The 16,185-nt window shown below is 70.7% G+C and carries 13 protein-coding genes and 1 pseudogene; 5 read left to right on the top strand and 9 right to left on the bottom strand.

Annotated features, from left to right (window positions below):
• Window positions 1-54: 54 nt before the first annotated feature.
• Genes N1032_RS04295 through N1032_RS04285 form a run of 3 tightly spaced genes read right to left on the bottom strand, consistent with a single transcriptional unit; the run spans window position 55 to window position 1,772 of the window.
• Window positions 55-780, bottom strand: a complete 726-nt coding sequence (locus tag N1032_RS04295; RefSeq protein WP_259537685.1) for a DUF1684 domain-containing protein — start codon at window positions 778-780, stop codon at window positions 55-57.
• 34 nt (window positions 781-814) lie between these two features.
• A complete protein-coding gene (locus N1032_RS04290) occupies window positions 815-1,111 on the bottom strand; it encodes a transcriptional regulator (protein WP_259537684.1) in 297 nt (98 codons plus the stop codon).
• Window positions 1,104-1,772 (bottom strand): hypothetical protein, encoded by a 669-nt coding sequence (locus tag N1032_RS04285; RefSeq protein ID WP_259537682.1) that lies wholly within the window; start codon window positions 1,770-1,772, stop codon window positions 1,104-1,106. Before N1032_RS04285 ends, N1032_RS04290 begins: the two co-directional genes overlap by 8 nt.
• Before the next feature lie 154 nt (window positions 1,773-1,926).
• Here N1032_RS04285 and N1032_RS04280 point away from each other — a divergent pair, with 154 nt between their 5' ends.
• The 4 genes from N1032_RS04280 (at window position 1,927) to N1032_RS04265 (ending at window position 9,143) form a co-directional block, all read left to right on the top strand.
• Window positions 1,927-2,730 carry an alpha/beta fold hydrolase gene (locus tag N1032_RS04280; protein WP_259537680.1) on the top strand — a complete coding sequence of 268 codons (804 nt, stop codon included), beginning with the start codon at window positions 1,927-1,929 and terminating at the stop codon, window positions 2,728-2,730.
• Window positions 2,731-2,819: 89 nt separating this feature from the next.
• Complete coding sequence (gene hrpA / locus N1032_RS04275) at window positions 2,820-6,956, top strand: ATP-dependent RNA helicase HrpA (protein ID WP_259537678.1); 4,137 nt, start codon at window positions 2,820-2,822, stop codon at window positions 6,954-6,956.
• Between the two features lie 123 nt (window positions 6,957-7,079).
• Window positions 7,080-8,288, top strand: coding sequence for an MFS transporter (locus N1032_RS04270; RefSeq protein WP_259537675.1), 1,209 nt, complete (start codon window positions 7,080-7,082; stop codon window positions 8,286-8,288).
• Window positions 8,289-8,360: 72 nt separating this feature from the next.
• On the top strand, window positions 8,361-9,143 hold the full coding sequence (locus N1032_RS04265; RefSeq protein WP_310795924.1) for an aldo/keto reductase: 783 nt from the start codon (window positions 8,361-8,363) through the stop codon (window positions 9,141-9,143).
• Between the two features lie 66 nt (window positions 9,144-9,209).
• On the opposite strand, the pseudogene N1032_RS04260 reads toward N1032_RS04265, so the two are convergent.
• Both N1032_RS04260 and N1032_RS04255 read right to left on the bottom strand, forming a co-directional pair.
• A pseudogene (locus N1032_RS04260) lies at window positions 9,210-10,190 on the bottom strand (aldo/keto reductase).
• Window positions 10,191-10,266: 76 nt separating this feature from the next.
• The gene (locus tag N1032_RS04255) at window positions 10,267-10,482 is read right to left on the bottom strand and encodes a hypothetical protein (protein WP_259537670.1); all 216 of its coding nucleotides are present in this window, start codon (window positions 10,480-10,482) and stop codon (window positions 10,267-10,269) included.
• A 163-nt stretch (window positions 10,483-10,645) separates the two neighbouring features.
• On the opposite strand from N1032_RS04255, the gene N1032_RS04250 reads away from it, so the two are divergent.
• Window positions 10,646-11,533 carry a DUF4349 domain-containing protein gene (locus tag N1032_RS04250; protein WP_259537668.1) on the top strand — a complete coding sequence of 296 codons (888 nt, stop codon included), beginning with the start codon at window positions 10,646-10,648 and terminating at the stop codon, window positions 11,531-11,533.
• Between the two features lie 61 nt (window positions 11,534-11,594).
• Here N1032_RS04250 and N1032_RS04245 read toward each other — a convergent pair whose 3' ends face one another.
• Genes N1032_RS04245 through N1032_RS04230 form a run of 4 tightly spaced genes read right to left on the bottom strand, consistent with a single transcriptional unit; the run spans window position 11,595 to window position 16,083 of the window.
• A complete protein-coding gene (locus N1032_RS04245; protein ID WP_259537666.1) occupies window positions 11,595-12,869 on the bottom strand; it encodes a glycoside hydrolase family 3 N-terminal domain-containing protein in 1,275 nt (424 codons plus the stop codon).
• Window positions 12,866-14,035 carry an acyl-CoA dehydrogenase family protein gene (locus tag N1032_RS04240; RefSeq protein WP_259537664.1) on the bottom strand — a complete coding sequence of 390 codons (1,170 nt, stop codon included), beginning with the start codon at window positions 14,033-14,035 and terminating at the stop codon, window positions 12,866-12,868. Before N1032_RS04240 ends, N1032_RS04245 begins: the two co-directional genes overlap by 4 nt.
• Window positions 14,036-14,044: 9 nt before the next feature.
• Window positions 14,045-15,118 carry an LLM class flavin-dependent oxidoreductase gene (locus tag N1032_RS04235; protein ID WP_259537662.1) on the bottom strand — a complete coding sequence of 358 codons (1,074 nt, stop codon included), beginning with the start codon at window positions 15,116-15,118 and terminating at the stop codon, window positions 14,045-14,047.
• Complete coding sequence (locus N1032_RS04230; protein ID WP_259537660.1) at window positions 15,118-16,083, bottom strand: ATP-grasp domain-containing protein; 966 nt, start codon at window positions 16,081-16,083, stop codon at window positions 15,118-15,120. Before N1032_RS04230 ends, N1032_RS04235 begins: the two co-directional genes overlap by 1 nt.
• Window positions 16,084-16,185: the final 102 nt, after the last annotated feature.

Genomic DNA, 16,185 nt, shown 5'->3' with positions numbered 1-16,185 from the left:
AGCGGGCAGTGGGGAGCGCGCGCAGCCGGGCGAGCCGGTGGCGGGCCGAACCGGTCAGCGGGTGACGACGTTCTTCTCGCCCGCGCGCACGGGCATGGTGAGCCGGTTCTGCGCGGGCGGAAGGGGGCAGACGTAGAAGTCGGCGAAGACGCACGGAGGCAGATAGGCGCGGTTGAAGTCGACGGGGATGTCGCCCTCGCTGCCGTCGTGGTGGATTCGGAGAAACCGGAACCGGTAGGTCTCCGAGCCGCTGGTGGCGTCGGAGATGACGACCTGCATGTTCGTCGGCGACCCGGTGGCGAGCAGCTCGACGGTCTCACCGGCGATCTCGACGGTGATCGTGCCGGCGAGGCTCTCGTTCTCGACGTAGCCGTCGATCTCGTCGACCGCGAGAGTGTCGCCCTCGGCGGCAGGCGTGAAGTTGCCGATGAGCGCCCACGACTCATCGGGCGCGAATGCGTCGATGTCGGCGACCGCGGCCCGCGTCGGGGCTTCGGGGTCGAAGATGCGCAGAGCCACCTGGTCGTCGCGCCGGAAGTGCCGCAGCACCCGCCCGCCGAGCAGCACCTCGCCGCCCTGCTCGATGGTGAAGGAGTCGCCGACGATCGACGCGCCGTCGAGGTACCACTCGCCGTCGAGGGAGTCGAGGCGTTGTGGGTCGAGCGAGAGCCAGTCGGTGGCGACCAGGGAGGCGATGCCGTGCGGTGCGGTGACCATTCTCAACCGGGCCTCGTGCCACTTCTGCCAGGACTCGTCGAATTCCCGCTCGCGCTCATTCACCCGCCCGAGCCTACGCCGTGCGTGGGGCGGGTCGTCATGACGTGCCCCCGAGCAGGTCGCGGAGGGCCTCGGTGTAGTCCTCGAAGGCGCGACGGCCCGAGCGCGTGAGCGCGAGGTAGGTGACGGGAGTGCGAGCCTCGTGAGTCTTCGAGACGCCGACGTAGCCGGCATCCTCGAGCTTGCGCAGGTGGGTGGAGAGGTTGCCGGCGGTCATGTCGAGCAGTTCCTGCAGGCGCGGGAAGGTGATGGCCTCGTCGGCGTCGAGGGTGGCCAGCGCCGACACGATGCGCAGCCTCGCCTGTGCGTGGATGACCGGGTCGAGTTCAGACATGACCGGCCGCCTTACGACGGAGCCCGGCGGTGTAACGGGCGACCACGATCGACATCACGAGCAGTGCTCCGCCGCCCGCGATGGCGAGGAAGAGGTAGTGGTTCGGATAGCCGAAGAACGGCGAGACGACGGCGATCAGCACGATCCACGACCCGAGATAGATCATGAGCTTCGCGCGGTAGAGCGCCGCCGAGAAGAGGAACAGGATGCCGGTCATCATCACGTAGGCGACCGGATAGAAGATCGCCACCAGGTCGCCCGACATGCCGTTGAACTGCAGGCCGGAGGCGAACAGCCACACCCCGACCATGCTCACCGACCAGGTAGCCCCGTAGACCGTGCCCTGGAACGCGCTCGCAGCGCTCGGCCGCACGCCCTTGCTGCTGCGCACCCCGAGCACGATCGACACCACGATGGCGGCGGCCACCAGCAGCGCGAACGTCACGGCGGCGGTGGGCAGGGGGATGGAGAACGCCGGCTTCGCGCCGTCGATCAGCCACAGGATGAGGAACCCGACACCCCAGGCGATGCCCCAGGCGAGCTCGATGAGCCACACGAACGCCGCCTGCTGGTAGTGCACGCTCTGCTGTTGCTTCGTCAGCAGGGCCATCATCGCGGCGGGGTCGAGCGCCGTGTCGTCGGGCTCCGGTCGATCGGTCATGGTGCGCCTCGTCTCTGGAAGGTGTCTGGTTTGCGGTGCAAACTTCTTTGCTACTCACTTTGTATCGCAAAGTTGTTTGCGCGTCAATGGCATGGGCCGCGCGAGTGCGCGAGAATGGGCGGCAGCCGAACACCGATCGACGAAGGAGTCGAGCATGACCGACTACACCACCAGCTCGCGCGGCGATCGCGTCGCCTACGACGTGCGCGGCGACGGCCCCGCACTGGTGTTCGTGACCGGCGCCGGGGCCGACCGCGCCGGCGACCCCGTGCTGACCCGCACGGCCGAGCTCGCCGCGTCACGCGGACTCACCACCCTCACGTTCGACCGCCTGGGCCGGGGCGAGAGCCGCGACGTCGCCGACGGACCGCTCGACCTCGACCGCGAGCTCGAGGCCCTCCGCGCGGTCATCGACGTCGCGGGCAGCCTCGCGGTGCTCTGCGGACACTCCTCGGGTTGCGCCATCGCCCTGAGAGCAGCGGATGCCGGCCTGCCCGTGATGGGACTGGCCCTGTGGGAGGGTCCGCTCGCCGCCGCCGCGGCGGCCACCCGCGAGTGGCGCGACGAGTTCGAGCGCCGCCTCGACTCCGGCGACCTCGCTGCCGCCCAGGAGCAGTACATGCGCGACATGCCACCGGAGTGGCTCGAGGGGGCGAAGAACTCGGGCGCCTGGGAGAGCATCATCGCCGGGGCTCCGGCGCTGCGCGCCGACGCGCAGGCATTGGTGTGGGCCACGGCGGCGCTCGAGAACGGCGGGCTCGGCGGCATCCGGGTTCCGGTGCTCGCGATGTATGCGGAGCAGACCTTCCCGGGCATGTTCGAGGCGGCGGAGCGCGTGGCGCTCGCCGTCAGCACCACCACGGTGCGCGAGATGCCGGGCGCGCACCACACCTGGGAGCCGGAGTCGATGGCCGCCGAACTCGCCGAGTTCGTGCGCGCCTGCGCCGCCACCGACTGACGGGGTCGCCCGTGGGCTGATCGCCGACCGTCCGCCTGCAGCGCACACGGGCGTGCCGGCCCGGCATCTCGTCGTACGATGAAAGGCTCATGCCCGCCGACTCCCCACTTCGCATCGTCTTTCCGCCCGAGCTGCCCGTCAGCCAGCGCAAAGACGACATCGCGCGCGCCATCCGCGATCACCAGGTGGTGATCGTGGCCGGTGCCACCGGGTCGGGCAAGACCACGCAGCTGCCGAAGATCTGCCTCGAGCTCGGCCGCGAGAGCATCGGTCACACCCAGCCGCGACGCCTCGCGGCCCGCACCATCGCCGAGCGCATCGCCGAAGAACTGGGGCAGGAGGTCGGCGGCCTCGTCGGCTACCAGGTGCGTTTCACCGACCGCGCGAGCAAAGAGACGCGCATCAAGCTGATGACCGACGGCATCCTGCTCAACGAGATGAACCACGACCGGCTGCTCTCGCGCTACGACACGATCATCATCGACGAGGCGCACGAGCGCAGCCTCAACATCGACTTCTTGCTCGGCTACCTCAAGCAGCTGCTGCCGCGCCGGCCCGATCTCAAGCTCATCATCACGAGCGCCACCATCGACCCCGAGAGCTTCGCGCGGCACTTCGCGGCCGCCGACGGCTCGCCGGCCCCGATCGTCGAGGTCTCGGGCCGCACCTTCCCGGTCGAGATCCGCTACCGCCCGCTGGCTCCGGATGCCGCGGACGACGACGACGACACCGACACCGACGTCGACGCCCCCACCACCCCTGCTGTTTCTCGTCGAGTTGCGCCAAAAGGCCGCTCCGGGGGCCCCCGGAGTGGCACTTTGGCGCAACTCGACGGAAGGGGCGGGGAGCGGGAGGCCAAAGACCTGTTCGAGGCGATCGGCGACGCGCTCGACGAGCTGGCGCGCGAGAAGCCGGGCGACGTGCTCGTGTTCCTGTCGGGCGAGAACGAGATCCGCGACGCCGAGGAGGTGCTTCGGGGCCGGCTCGCGTCGACGGGCGCGGCCGCCTCGACCGAGCTGCTGCCTCTCTACGGGCGGCTCAGCGCGGCCGACCAGCACAAGGTGTTCACGAAGAGCACGAGTGCCGGCATCCGTCGCCGCGTGGTGCTCGCCACGAACGTCGCCGAGACGAGCCTCACCGTGCCGGGCATCAAATACGTGATCGACGGCGGAACGGCGCGCATCAGCCGCTACTCGGTGCGCTCGAAGGTGCAGCGACTGCCGATCGAGCCGATCTCGCAGGCGAGCGCCAACCAGCGATCGGGCCGGTCGGGGCGCACGAGCGATGGCATCGCCATCCGCCTCTACTCCGAAGACGACTTCGATCGCCGGCCCGAGTTCACCGACCCCGAGATCCTGCGCACGAACCTCGCCGCCGTCATCCTGCAGATGATCTCGCTCGGGCTGGGCGACATCGCCTCGTTCCCCTTCTTGCAGCCGCCGGACTCCCGCGGCATCAAAGACGGCCTCGACCTGCTCACCGAGCTCAACGCCGTCAAGGGCACGGGCCGTGACGGGCATCCGGCGCTGACCTCGGTCGGCCGCGATCTGGCTCGGCTGCCGATCGAGCCGCGGTTCGCGCGCATGGTGGTGGAGTCGAAGCGCACGGGGACCAGCCGAGAGGTGCTGGCCATCGTCGCGGGGCTCACCATTCAAGACCCCCGGGAGCGCCCGCTCGAGAAACGCGGCCGCGCCGACGAGTTGCACGGGCGCTTCGCCGACCAGACGAGCGACTTCCTCACACTGCTGAATCTCTGGAACTACCTCGAAGAGAAGCAGCGCGAGCTGTCGTCGAGCGCGTTCCGGCGCCTGTGCAAGGCCGAGTTCCTCAACTACCTGCGCATCCGCGAGTGGCAAGACGTCTACCGCCAGCTGCGGCAGCTCGCCAAGCCGCTCGGGCTCACCATCGGCGACCCGAGCGTGAACCCCGACGGCATCCACAAGTCGATCCTCTCGGGTCTGCTCTCGCAGATCGGCCTGCGCGACCTGGTGAAGAAGGACTACCTCGGCGCCCGCCAGACCCGGTTCCTCATCTTTCCCGGATCGACCCTCGCCAAGAAGCAGCCCGCCGCCGTGATGAGCGCCGAGCTGGTCGAGACCAGCCGACTGTTCGCGCGCATGAACGCCGCGATCGACCCGGCCTGGGCCGAGCCGCTCGCCGGAGATCTGCTGAAGCGCAGCTACTCCGAGCCGCACTGGGAGAAGAAGCAGGGCGCGGCCGTGGTCTACGAGCGCGTGACGCTGTTCGGGGTGCCGATCGTCGCGAAGCGCCGGGTGCAGTTCGCCCGCGTCGACCCTGATTACGCCCGCGAGCTGTTCATCCGGCACGCCCTCGTCGAGGGCGAATGGGAGTCGCAGCAAGCCTTCGACCGGGCCAACCGGGCCTTCCGCCGCGACCTCGAGCAGCTCGAGGAGCGCAGCCGGCGGCGCGACATCCTGCTCGACGACGAGGCCGTGTTCGAGTTCTACCAGGCCCGCATCCCGCGCGACGTCGTGTCGCAGCGCAGCTTCGAGGGCTGGTGGAAGAAGGCCCGGCACGACGACCCCGAGCTACTCACGATGACCCTCGACACCCTGCTGCCCGAGGGGGCTCCGGATGTCGACGAGAACGAGTTCCCCGCCCAGTGGCAGCAGGGCGACCAGCGTCTCGCGCTGAGCTACCGTTTCGAGCCGGGCGCGGCCGACGACGGGGTCACGGCGACCGTGCCGCTCGCGCTGCTGCCGCGCCTCGACGAGGTGGCCTTCGAGTCGCAGGTGCCGGGGTTGCGGCGTGAGCTCGTGACCGCGCTGATCCGCTCGCTGCCGAAGCGGCTGCGGGTCAACTTCGTGCCGGCCACCGACTGGGCCGCGCGGCTGCTCGACGAGCTGGGGCCCGACGGGGCCGACGGGGCCGGCGGGGCCGGCGGCTTCCTGGCCCGGCTCGCCGGTGCCATGACCCGCGCAGCCCACGTGCCGGTCACGGCCGCCGACTTCGACCGGGAGCGTCTGCCCGAGCACCTGCGGGTCACGTTCCGGGTGGTCGACGAGCGCGGGCGCACGGTCGGCGCCGGCAAGGAGCTCGCCGCGCTGCAGGCCGAGCTCGCCGACGCGGCCCGGGCGAGCATCACGCGCGCCTCGGCCCGGGCGGTCGAGGGCGGGGGCTCCGAGCGCGAGCGCGGCCGGACGAGCGGAACGGATGCCGGCACGAGCGCGAGTGGTGGCGGCGACGACGGGCGCGGTGGGCGCGGCGGGCCCGGCGGCACGAGCCCGGCGACCGGGGGTCGCGGCACCGCGGGCGCCGACGGCGCCTTGAGCGGAGACCTCGCTGGAGCATCACCGGCGGCCCGGATCGCGGGCGCCCGCGGCGCGGCATCCGGAGGCTTCGTCGAACGCGCCGGTCTCACCAGCTGGAGCTTCGGCGAGCTGCCGCGTTTCGTCGACACCGCGCAGCACGGCGGGGTGATCCGGGCCTACCCGGCGCTCGTCGACGAGAAGACGTCGGTGGCCGTGCGGCTGATGGCCACCGCGGCCGAACAGGCGCGCGAGACGCCGGCCGGGGTGCGCCGACTGCTGCTGCTCGCGGTGCCGAGCCCGGCATCCTATGTGCGCGAGCATCTCACCCAGAACGAGAAGCTGCTGCTCGCGACGAGCCCCTACCAGAACGTCAACGCGCTGTTCGACGACGCGATGCTCGCAGCCGCAGACGAAGCGTTGCGGGCGCTGCACCCCGACGGCCTGGTCTGGGCGCCGGCCGAGTTCGAGGCCGTGCGCGACCGGCTCTCGAAGGCGGTGCTGCCGCTGCTCGATCAGACGATCGGCACGGTGCTGCGCATTCTCACCGCCGCGCGCGACGCCGAGCGGGCGATCAAGACAGTGACCAGCATGACCCTGCTGCCGGCCATCACCGACGCCCGCGAGCAGCTCGCCGCCCTGGTGCGGGCGGGCTTCGTGTCGCAGACCGGTCTCGCGCGGCTCGGCAATCTGCCCCGCTACCTGGCCGGAATCACCTACCGGCTCGAGAAACTCCCCGAGAACCCGGGCCGCGACCGCGCCTGGATGACCGAGGTGCAGACCGCGACCGCCCGCCTGCGCGAGGCCGGTGGCGACATCCCGCTCGCCCCGCACTCGCCCGAGAACATCGTGCGCGCCCGCTGGCTCATCGAGGAGTTGCGCGTCGGCCTCTTCGCGCAGCCCCTGGGCACCGCCGAGCCCGCCTCCCTGCAACGAGTAACCAAGCTCCTCACCTAACCCCTCCCCCTTCGCCGAGTTGCGCCAAAGTGCCCTTCCCGCACGCGGGGATGGGCACTTTGGCGCAACTCGGCGATCGGGGGCGGGAGCAGGGCAGGTGGGCAGACCCGCTACCATCTTTGAGTGAGCAGCTACACGAGCCTTCTGAAGACCCGCGGGGTCGCCCGCATCATCGCTGCTCAGCTGACCGCCCGTTTTCCGTTCGGGATGCTGTCGCTCGCGTTCCTGCTGCACATCGAGCACACCTACGACTCCTACGGCGTCGCCGGCCTCGTGCTCGCGGCGCTCAGCATCGGGCAGGCCATCGCCGGGCCCCTGACGAGCCGGCTGATGGGCGTGTGGGGCATGCGCCGCGTCATCCTGCTCACCATGATCATCTGCGCGCTCGCCATCTCGGCCATCGCCCTGCTGCCGCTCACCATCCCTGCCGCGATGGGGGTCGCCTTCGTCGCCGGGCTCACGATGCCGCCCATCCAGCCGGCCGTGCGAACCATCTACCCCAAGATGGTGAACTCGAAGCAGCTCACCCCGCTGTTCTCGCTCGACGCCTCGGCGCAAGAGATCATCTGGGTGCTGGGGCCGGTCATCACCACGTTCGTGTCGATCCAGATCGGCACGGTGCAGGGCATCCTGCTCGCCGTGGCGTTCCTGGTGGGCGGCGGCATCTGGTTCCTCACGAGCCCCGAGCTCGGCCGCGTGCGCATCCCGCGCTCGAAGCGCAAGCTCGGCGCCGTGCTCAAGAAGCCCGCCGTGCTGCTCGCCACGATCGTCGGGTTCTTGCTCGTCGCCACCTGCGCGGCCATCGAGGCCGGCGTCGTCGCGACGTTCGGCGAGGGCGGCTTCGAGGCCGGACTCGTGCTCGCCGTGTTCGCCGTCGGTTCGCTCGTGGGCGGTCTCTCGCTCGGCCACAAGCCGATCGGCCCGTGGGCGCTGGCCCGCCGCATGGCGATCGTGTTCGTCGGAACCGCGATCGCCGCCGCGTGGCTCAACGTGTGGTGGCTCGCCATCACCCTCTTCGTCGCCGGAATCGGCATCGCTCCCGCCCTCGCGGTGATGTTCGCCATCGTGTCGTCGAGCGTGCGCTTCAGCGACACGGCCGAGGCCTACGGCTGGGTCGGCACCGGCCAGCTCATCGGCGCCGCGGTCGGCTCCGCCCTCGCGGGGTTCCTCATCGACGGCGTGGGCCCCATCGGCGCCTTCGTGGTGGCGGCCGCGCTCGCACTGCTCGGATTCCTCGTGCCGCTGCTCGGCAAACGGTTCCACCCCGACCTCCGCGGTCGCGACGCCAGCCCGCTGCCCGACACCGAGCCGGTGCAGGCCATCACGAGCTGACGCCCCCCGCGGCATAATGGGCGGGTGCTCGATGCCCTTTCCCCCACCATCACGCTCAACGACGGCCACACCATGCCGCAACTCGGACTCGGCGTCTACAAGACCACGGATGCCGAAGCCACGCACGCCGTGTCGTTCGCGTTGCAGCACGGCTACCGACTGGTCGACACGGCGGCGATGTATCTCAACGAGCGTGGCGTGGGCGACGGCGTCCGCGCCAGCGGTCTCGCGCGAGACGAGGTGTTCGTCACCACGAAGGTGTGGTTCACCGACAACGGCTACGAATCGACCCTGCGGTCGTTCGACGAGAGCCTCGACCGGCTGGGGTTCGACTACGTCGATCTCTACATGATCCACTGGCCGGCGCCGCGCAACGACAAGTACGTCGACACCTGGCGCGCTCTCGAGCGGCTGCGCGACGAGGGCCGGGCGCGCTCGATCGGCGTGGCGAACTTCCACGCGAAGCATCTCGAGCGGCTGCTCGGCGAGACCGACGTCTTGCCGGCGGTGAACCAGGTGGAGCTGCATCCGTGGCTGCCGCAGACCGAGCTCACCGTGTTCGATCGCTCGCACGGCATCCTCACGCAGGACTGGTCGCCGCTCGCCCGCGGGCACGTGCTCGACAGCGGGCCGCTCGCCGCCCTCGCCGCGAAGCACGGCACGAGCCCGGCTCAGGTCGTGCTGCGCTGGCACGTGCAGCGCGGCAACGCGGTGATTCCGAAATCGGTCACGCCCGAGCGCATCGAGCAGAACATCGACGTGTTCGACTTCGAGCTCGACGCCGATGACCTCGCGGTGATCGCGTCACTCGAATCGGGCGAGCGCACCGGCGTCGACCCCGACGACCGCAACTAGCGAGCGGTCGACCGCCAGGGGCCGGGCGCCGGGCGCCGGCTGCTCCCCCGTTCGTGCGCTCGGTCGCTACCAGCGCCCGTGCACGGCCGCGCGAAAGTACCGGTCGTAGATCTCGTGCGCACCCGCGTCGAACGTCGGCGGCAGCTCGACCGAGCCGGCGGCCGCGTTGCCCTCGGCCTGGGCGCGATTACGCGCGCCAGGGATGACGGAGCTGACCCCGGGCTGCGCCGCGACCCAGGCGATCGCCGCCGCGGCCGGAGTGACGCCCTCGGGCACGAGGGCCGCGAACTCGCGCGCAGCCGCCACACCCTGCTCGAAGTCGACTCCCTAGAACGTCTCGCCCACGTCGAACGCGCTGCCGTCGCGGTTGTAGGAGCGATGGTCGTCGGCCGCGAATTCAGTGTCGACGGTGTATTTGCCGCTGAGTAGCCCTGACGCGAGCGGCACGCGGGCGATGATGCCGACCCCGGCGTCGCGGGCGGCCGGCAGCACGGCGTCAAGCGGCTTCAGGCGGAACGCGTTGAGGATGATCTGCACGCTCGCCGTGCCCGGCCGAGCTATGGCGGCGAGGGCCTCATCGGCGGTCTCGACACTGACGCCGTAGTTCGCGATCGCCCCGTCGTCGACGAGCGTGTCGAGCGCGTCGTAGACGGCGTCGCTCGAGAACACGGGCGTGGGCGGGCAGTGCAACTGCACCAGGTCGAGCACCTCGACCCCGAGGTTGCGCCGGGAGCGGTCGGTCCAGGCGCGGAAGTTGTCGAGGGTGAACTCCCCCGGCTCCTGAGGGCCGCGCCGGCCCATCTTCGTGGCCACCGTGACGCCCGAGCCCGGGTGTTCGCGCAGGAAGCGGCCGATCAGCTGTTCGCTGCGGCCGTCGCCATAGACGTCGGCGGTGTCGAAGAACGTGACGCCGGCGTCGACGGATGCGCTGAGCACGTCGAGCGCGGCCGTCTCGTCGACGTCACCCCAGTCGGCGCCGAGCTGCCAGGTTCCGAGGCCGACGATGGATACAGGGCGGCCGGTGCGGCCGAGGGTGCGTTCGAGCATGCTCTCGACCCTACGCGACCGCCCTGATCGCGGCATCCGCCGGTCGGCAAATGCGCTGGTCGGCGACGACGGGTCGTCAGTCGCGGAGTTTCTCTTTGTAGTCGTTCTTGGCCTGGGTGGCGTCGCGCTCAGCCTCGGCGCGCTTCACGTCGCTCTCGGCGCGCTTCACCTCGGCGTCGGCCTTGACCTCATCGGCCTTGTCGCTCACGCGCTCCTTGGCGTCGTCGACGGCTTCGCCGATCTTCTTGCCGGTGGCTGCCGCGGCGTCTTTAGCATCGTCGATGAATCCCATGACGTCCTCCTTCGTTCTGTGATCGTCACTCCCACCGTAGAGCGCGGCTCGCACCCTCGCCCGCGGGTTCCAGCTTCCTCCCAGGCCCGGCCGCGATAACGACCGGATAACCATCCGCCCGGCCCCAGCCAGGTCTCAGAGAAGCTTCTCTAGGGTGAGCCTCATGAGACGACTATTCCTCGCTTCCGCGGCCGTGGCCGCTGCTCTCGTGCTCGCCGGGTGCTCGGCCTCGAGCGGGTCGTCGTCGGCTCCGTCGCAGCCGTCGGAGATGACGGCGCCCGACCAGGGCACCCGTTCCGACGGATCGACCACCGAGGGCGGCGTGGCCGCCGACGGCTCGATCGCCGCCGACCAGAGCGTCATCACCACGGGCTGGATCACCGTCACCGTCGACGACCCCACCGCCGCCACGGATGCCGCCATCGACCTGGTCGAGTCGCTCGACGGTCGCATCGACTCGCGCAGCCAGCAGGCCGGCAGCGACAATCAGCGCGCCAGCGCGCAGCTCACCATCCGGGTGCCGGCCGACGACGTCGACGCCGCCGTCGACGGGCTGAAAGAGCTGGGCACCGTCGAGTCGGTGCAGCTGAGTTCGAGCGACGTCACCCTGCAGGTGCGCGACCTCGACGCGCAGATCGCGGCGCTGCAGGCATCCGTCGACCGGCTGCTCGCGCTCGTCGACGACGCCGCCACGACCGCCGACCTGATCGAGCTCGAGACCGCCCTCAGCGACCGCCAGGGGCAACTCGACAGCCTGACCTCGCAGAAGCAGTACCTCGCCGATCAGATCGACTACTCCACCATCACCCTCGACCTGCAGCAGAAGGGCGCGCTGCCCTCGAACGTTCCGGGCGACTTCTGGAGCGGCCTGGCCACCGGCTGGGCGTCGCTCACGGCGGCGCTGTCGGGCTTCGTGGTGGTGGTCGGGGTGCTCATTCCGTGGCTGCTGCCGCTCGCCGTGATCGCGGCGGTGATCGTGCTCATCGTGGTGCTCACGCACCGCAAGAAGACGCCCACTCCGCCCACCCCGCCGGCACCGCCCACGGCCTGATCGCGCGAGCCGCGCTTGGCGACCCGGGCAGCCCGGCGCCCCGCACAACGCGGCGCCCCGCTCAGTCCATCGCGTAGAGGTCGCGACGCAACTCGAGCACGCGCAGTGCCGCGTCGTTGATGGTCTCCGGCGCGATCGTGCCGGCCTGCACGGCCGCGACGACCGACGCCGTCATGGCGGGCAGGTCGATGGCGGTGTTGTAGAGCAGCAGGTCGTTGCCGGCGTTGATCGCGGCGACGGCGTTCGCGGTGCGGTCGGCGTAGGCCGGCACGCCAGAGTTCTCGAGCATGAGCATGTCGTCGGTCACGGCGACCCCGTCGAAACCGAGCTGGTCGCGCAGCACCCGGTGCCACGGCGCCGACAGCGAGGCCGGCGCGGCGTCGACGGAGGAATACACCAGGTGCCCGAACATCACGAGCGGCGCCCCGGCATCGATGCCCGCCGCGAACGGCGGCGCGTCATCCGTCAGCCACTGATCGACCGGCAGATCGGTCGACGGCAATGAACTGTGCGAGTCGCCCGGCGCGGCGCCGTGGCCGGGGAAGTGCTTGAGCGTGCTCAGCACCTTACCCGACTCGGCGCCGACCGCGGCGGCCACGCGGTCGCTCGACGACGCGGCATCCGTGCCGAGCGCACGCTCGAAGATGAACGACGACGGGTCGTCGGTGACGTCGGCCACGATGCCGAAGTTGACCGTCATGCCGGTCGCTTTCAGCAGGTCGGCTCGCTGGGCGAAGGCGTCGGCGGTGGCGGATGCCGGCTCGTGCTTGAGCGTCTCGGCCGAGGCGAAGGTGTCGGCCTGCAGCCGGGCGACCACTCCGCCCTCTTCGTCGATCGCCACGAGCGTGCCCAGGCCGTCGCTCTCGTGCAGCGCCGACGTGAGCGCCTCGGCCTGCTCGGCCGAACCGGGCACGTTGTCGCCGAGCAGCAGCAGACCGCCCGGATGATAGGCGGCGAGGTAGCCCTGCAGCGCGGCGGCGTCGGCGCCGGGCACGTGCACCATGAACAGCGATGCGACCTTCTGCTCGAGGGTCATGGTGTCGAGCCGCACCTTCGCGTAGAGACGGTTGCGCGCCTCGGGCGACAGCACCGGGTAAGCCCCTCGGGTGCGCCCGGCCGCGTCGTCTGCCTGGTCGCCGCCGGGGGCGGTGCCGGATGCCGACGCAGGCGCCGATCCGCCGGCGGTCAGGCCGTTCGGCCCACCCGCCCAGCTGCTCGTGCACCCCGCCGTCGTCGCGGCGACGACCACGATCACCGCACCCAGCACGAGCCGTGCCCGGGCGCGCAGCCGTGGTCGGCGCCCTCTCGCCCCCGCCGTGGGCCCCGGGCGATTCACTCGGGAATCGGCCCGAGCAGCGCGTTGGCCACAGTGGAGTGCGCCGATTCGCCGTCGGAGGGATGGAAGATGCCGGCTACCACATCGCGGTAGAGCCGCCCGAGCTCGCTCGAGGCGTAGAGCGCCGAGCCGCCCGACACCCGCAGCGCCTGGTCGACCACGAAGCGGGCGCTCTCGGTGGCGCGCACCTTGAGCCCGACGAGTTTCGGGAACCAGGCCGGCCCGTGCTGCACGAGGGCGTCGACGTCGCCGGCGAGCGCCTCGATCTGCGGCAGGATGCCGTCGTGGGCGATGCCCGCCTCGGCCACCTTCCAGCGGATGTCGGGGTCGTGCGCATAGGGCCGCCCGCCAGCCTTCATCGAGGTGCGGCGGTGCGCCGCCTCGACGGCGAGCTCGATCGCGCGCTGGCTGATGCCGGTGTAGACCGCCGCCAGCAGGATCTCGAAGTTCGCGAAGATGCCGAAGATCAGCGGGTCGGCGCTCGGCCCCGCGGGCAGGCGTCGGAAGACCCGGGATGCCGGCGCCACCGCGCCCTCCAGCACGGTGGTGTTGCTCTGGCTCGCCCGCATCGCGAGGGTGTTCCAGTCGGCGATGGTGGTGACGCCCTCGGCCTCGCGGTCGAGGAAGGCGTGCACGAGCAGCGGCGCCTCGGGATCGGTGTCGTCGCGGCCGAACACGCCGAGCCTGGTCCACACCGGCGACAGCGACGTGAAGATCTTGCGGCCCGTGAAGCGGTAGCCGCCGTCGGCGAGTGGCTCGGCGACGGTGTTCGAGCCGAACAGCACGAGATCGTTGCCGGCCTCGCTGTTGCCGAACGCGAAGATCTCGCCGTTCGCGGCATCCGTCAGCACCCACGCTAGCGAGTCGTCGCCGCGGTCGAGCAGCACCTTGGCCACACCCGTCCACACCAGGTGCATGTTGATGGCCAGCGCGGTGGCCGGGGCCGCCGTCGCGAGCCTCGTCTGCTCGCGGGCGACCCGTGCGAGGCCGAAGCCCAGGCCGCCGAGCGACTCGGGTGTGAACATGCGCAGGTAGCCCACGGCGGCGAGCTCGCTCAGGTCGTCGGTGGGGAACGTGTTGTCGCGATCGTGCGTCGCCGCCCGCGAACGGATGCGAGCCAGCAGCTCGTCGTCGATCAGCGAGGCGGCAGGGGTGGTTTCTGCCATGCCAGAAGGCTATCGGCCGGGGCTGACAGCCGCCTTCGACGGCTCGGCCGCCTCGAGCGCGCGCACCCGTGGGATGACCTGCTCGGCGAAGCGCTGCATCTCGCGCAGATGCGGTGAGAACTGCAGCAGCAGCAGGTCGACCCCGGCATCGGAGAACTCCCGGATGCGCCGCGCGACCTGGTCGGGAGTGCCCACGAGGTCGGGCCGCAGCCCCCGGTTCGACACCGAGTAGTCGCGCAGGTCGACCGCGGTGTCGAGCTGCGACTTCGACACGAAGTCTTGATAGGACTCGTAGGCCGCGCCGCCCCGCACATCGGTGATGCGTTCGAGCTCGGCCTCGGCCTCCTGCTCGGTGTCGCGCACGATGGCGTAGGCGGCCATGCCGAACGACGAGAACGGCACGTCGGTGACCGCCGCCCGCCGGGTGGTGAGATCGAGCACCTTCGCCCGCAGCTCGTCGGGCGTGCCGCCGTGGGTGACGTAGGCATCGGCGAAGCGGGCGATCGCCTGCTTGCCGCCCTCGCTCTCGCCGCCGGCATAGATCGTCGGCGTCACCTGGGGCTTGGGCGAGAGATAGGTGTTCTCGACCGTGTAGTACTCGCCCGAGAAGCTGTAGGGCGTCGTCGACCACAGCCCCTTGAGAATCTCGACGAACTCGAGGCTGCGGCGGTAGCGGTCGTCGTGCTCCGAGAAGATGCCGCCGTACTGCCGCGCCTCCTCGGCCCACCACGCCGACACCACGTTGAGCGAGAACCGGCCGCCCGAGATGTCGTCGATCGTGGCCGCACGTTTCGCCGCCACGGCGGGCAGGTGGTAGCCGGGCCGGATGGCGGTCATGATCTCGAGCCGTTCGGTGACGGCGGCCACGGCGGCGGTGAGCTCCCACGCGTCGAGGCTGGGGGCCTGCTGCCCCTTGATGTCGTTGAGATTGAGCTCAGCGATGAGCGTGAGGTCGAAGCCGATGCGCTCGGCGGTCTGGGCGATCTGCTTCACGTGCTCGAAGGTGGTGGGGGTCTCTTCGTCGTCGACATTGCGCAGCCAGCCGCCGAAAATCGGCGTCCAGTAGCCGAACGTCATGGCCATCAGGCGCTCCTGCCCGCGAGCGCCGGGGCGGCATCCGGAACCTGCTCGAGCAACCCGCCCAGGAACTTCGCGATCTCGCGCGGGCCCGATACGGGGCTCGAGGCCTCGACGTCGGGGTTGTAGTTGGTGTTGGTGTTGATGTCGTAGGTCACGCGGCGGCCGTCGGCGGTCTCGATGAACTCGATGCCGGCGATCTCGATGCCGTTCTGGGCGAGGAAGCCTTCGTAACGGGCCACGAGCGGATCGGAGCCGAACCCCTCGCGCACCTGGAACATCGGTGTGATCGTGCCGTCGGCTCCGGGCACCGCGCACGCGTCGGCCGGGCAGAGCTCGAAGCTGCCCGACGACGTGTCGACCCGCACCGCGTAGACGAAACGGCCGCCCACGAACTCGGCGCGGGTGATGAACGGCTCGGCCGACACGAGGTATTCCTGCAGCAGCGTGATGCCGTCGATCGGCTCTTCGAAGTCGGGGCCGGCGACGTAGGCGTCGAACTGCTCGTAGCTGTCGAACCGGCGCACACCGAGGCCCTTGCCGCCCTGGTTGTGCTTCGAGATGAACGGCAACCCGAACTCGCGCGCGCGGGCGGCGAGGCCGTCGCGGCCGAAGACCGCGATCGTGCGGGGCACGTCGAAGCCGGCGCGGGTGAGGGCCAGGTGCTGCTGCACCTTGCTCACTTCGAGGTCGATCACCGAGCGGCCGTTCACGACGCGTGCCCCCGAGGCCTCGAGCCACGAGAGCACGGCGCGGGTGTAGTCCTTGGAGCGGGTGTTGCCGCGGGTGTGGGCCGAGGCGCTCATGCGCGACCAGTAGACGCCGGGGGCTGGGCGCGCGGCGAGGTCGATGCTGCCGTCGGTGAGCAGCAGCTGCTCGAGCGGCACCCCTTCGGCGGCGAACGCGGCCTCGAGCGGGGGCAGCCACTCGGGGTTCTCGTGGATGACGAAGACGCGGGGCGAAGCGGTCATGCGTCGAGTCTACGAGGGGGCGGCGGGTGGTGGCGGCGGGGTGTTACGCCGCATGGCGGTGGGGGGTGTCGTGCCGCTGGGCGGCGGCGGGTGTCACGCCGC

Source organism: Herbiconiux daphne, assembly GCF_024979295.1.
Classification (GTDB): domain Bacteria; phylum Actinomycetota; class Actinomycetes; order Actinomycetales; family Microbacteriaceae; genus Herbiconiux; species Herbiconiux daphnes.
This window is presented reverse-complemented; position numbering and strand designations above follow the sequence as displayed.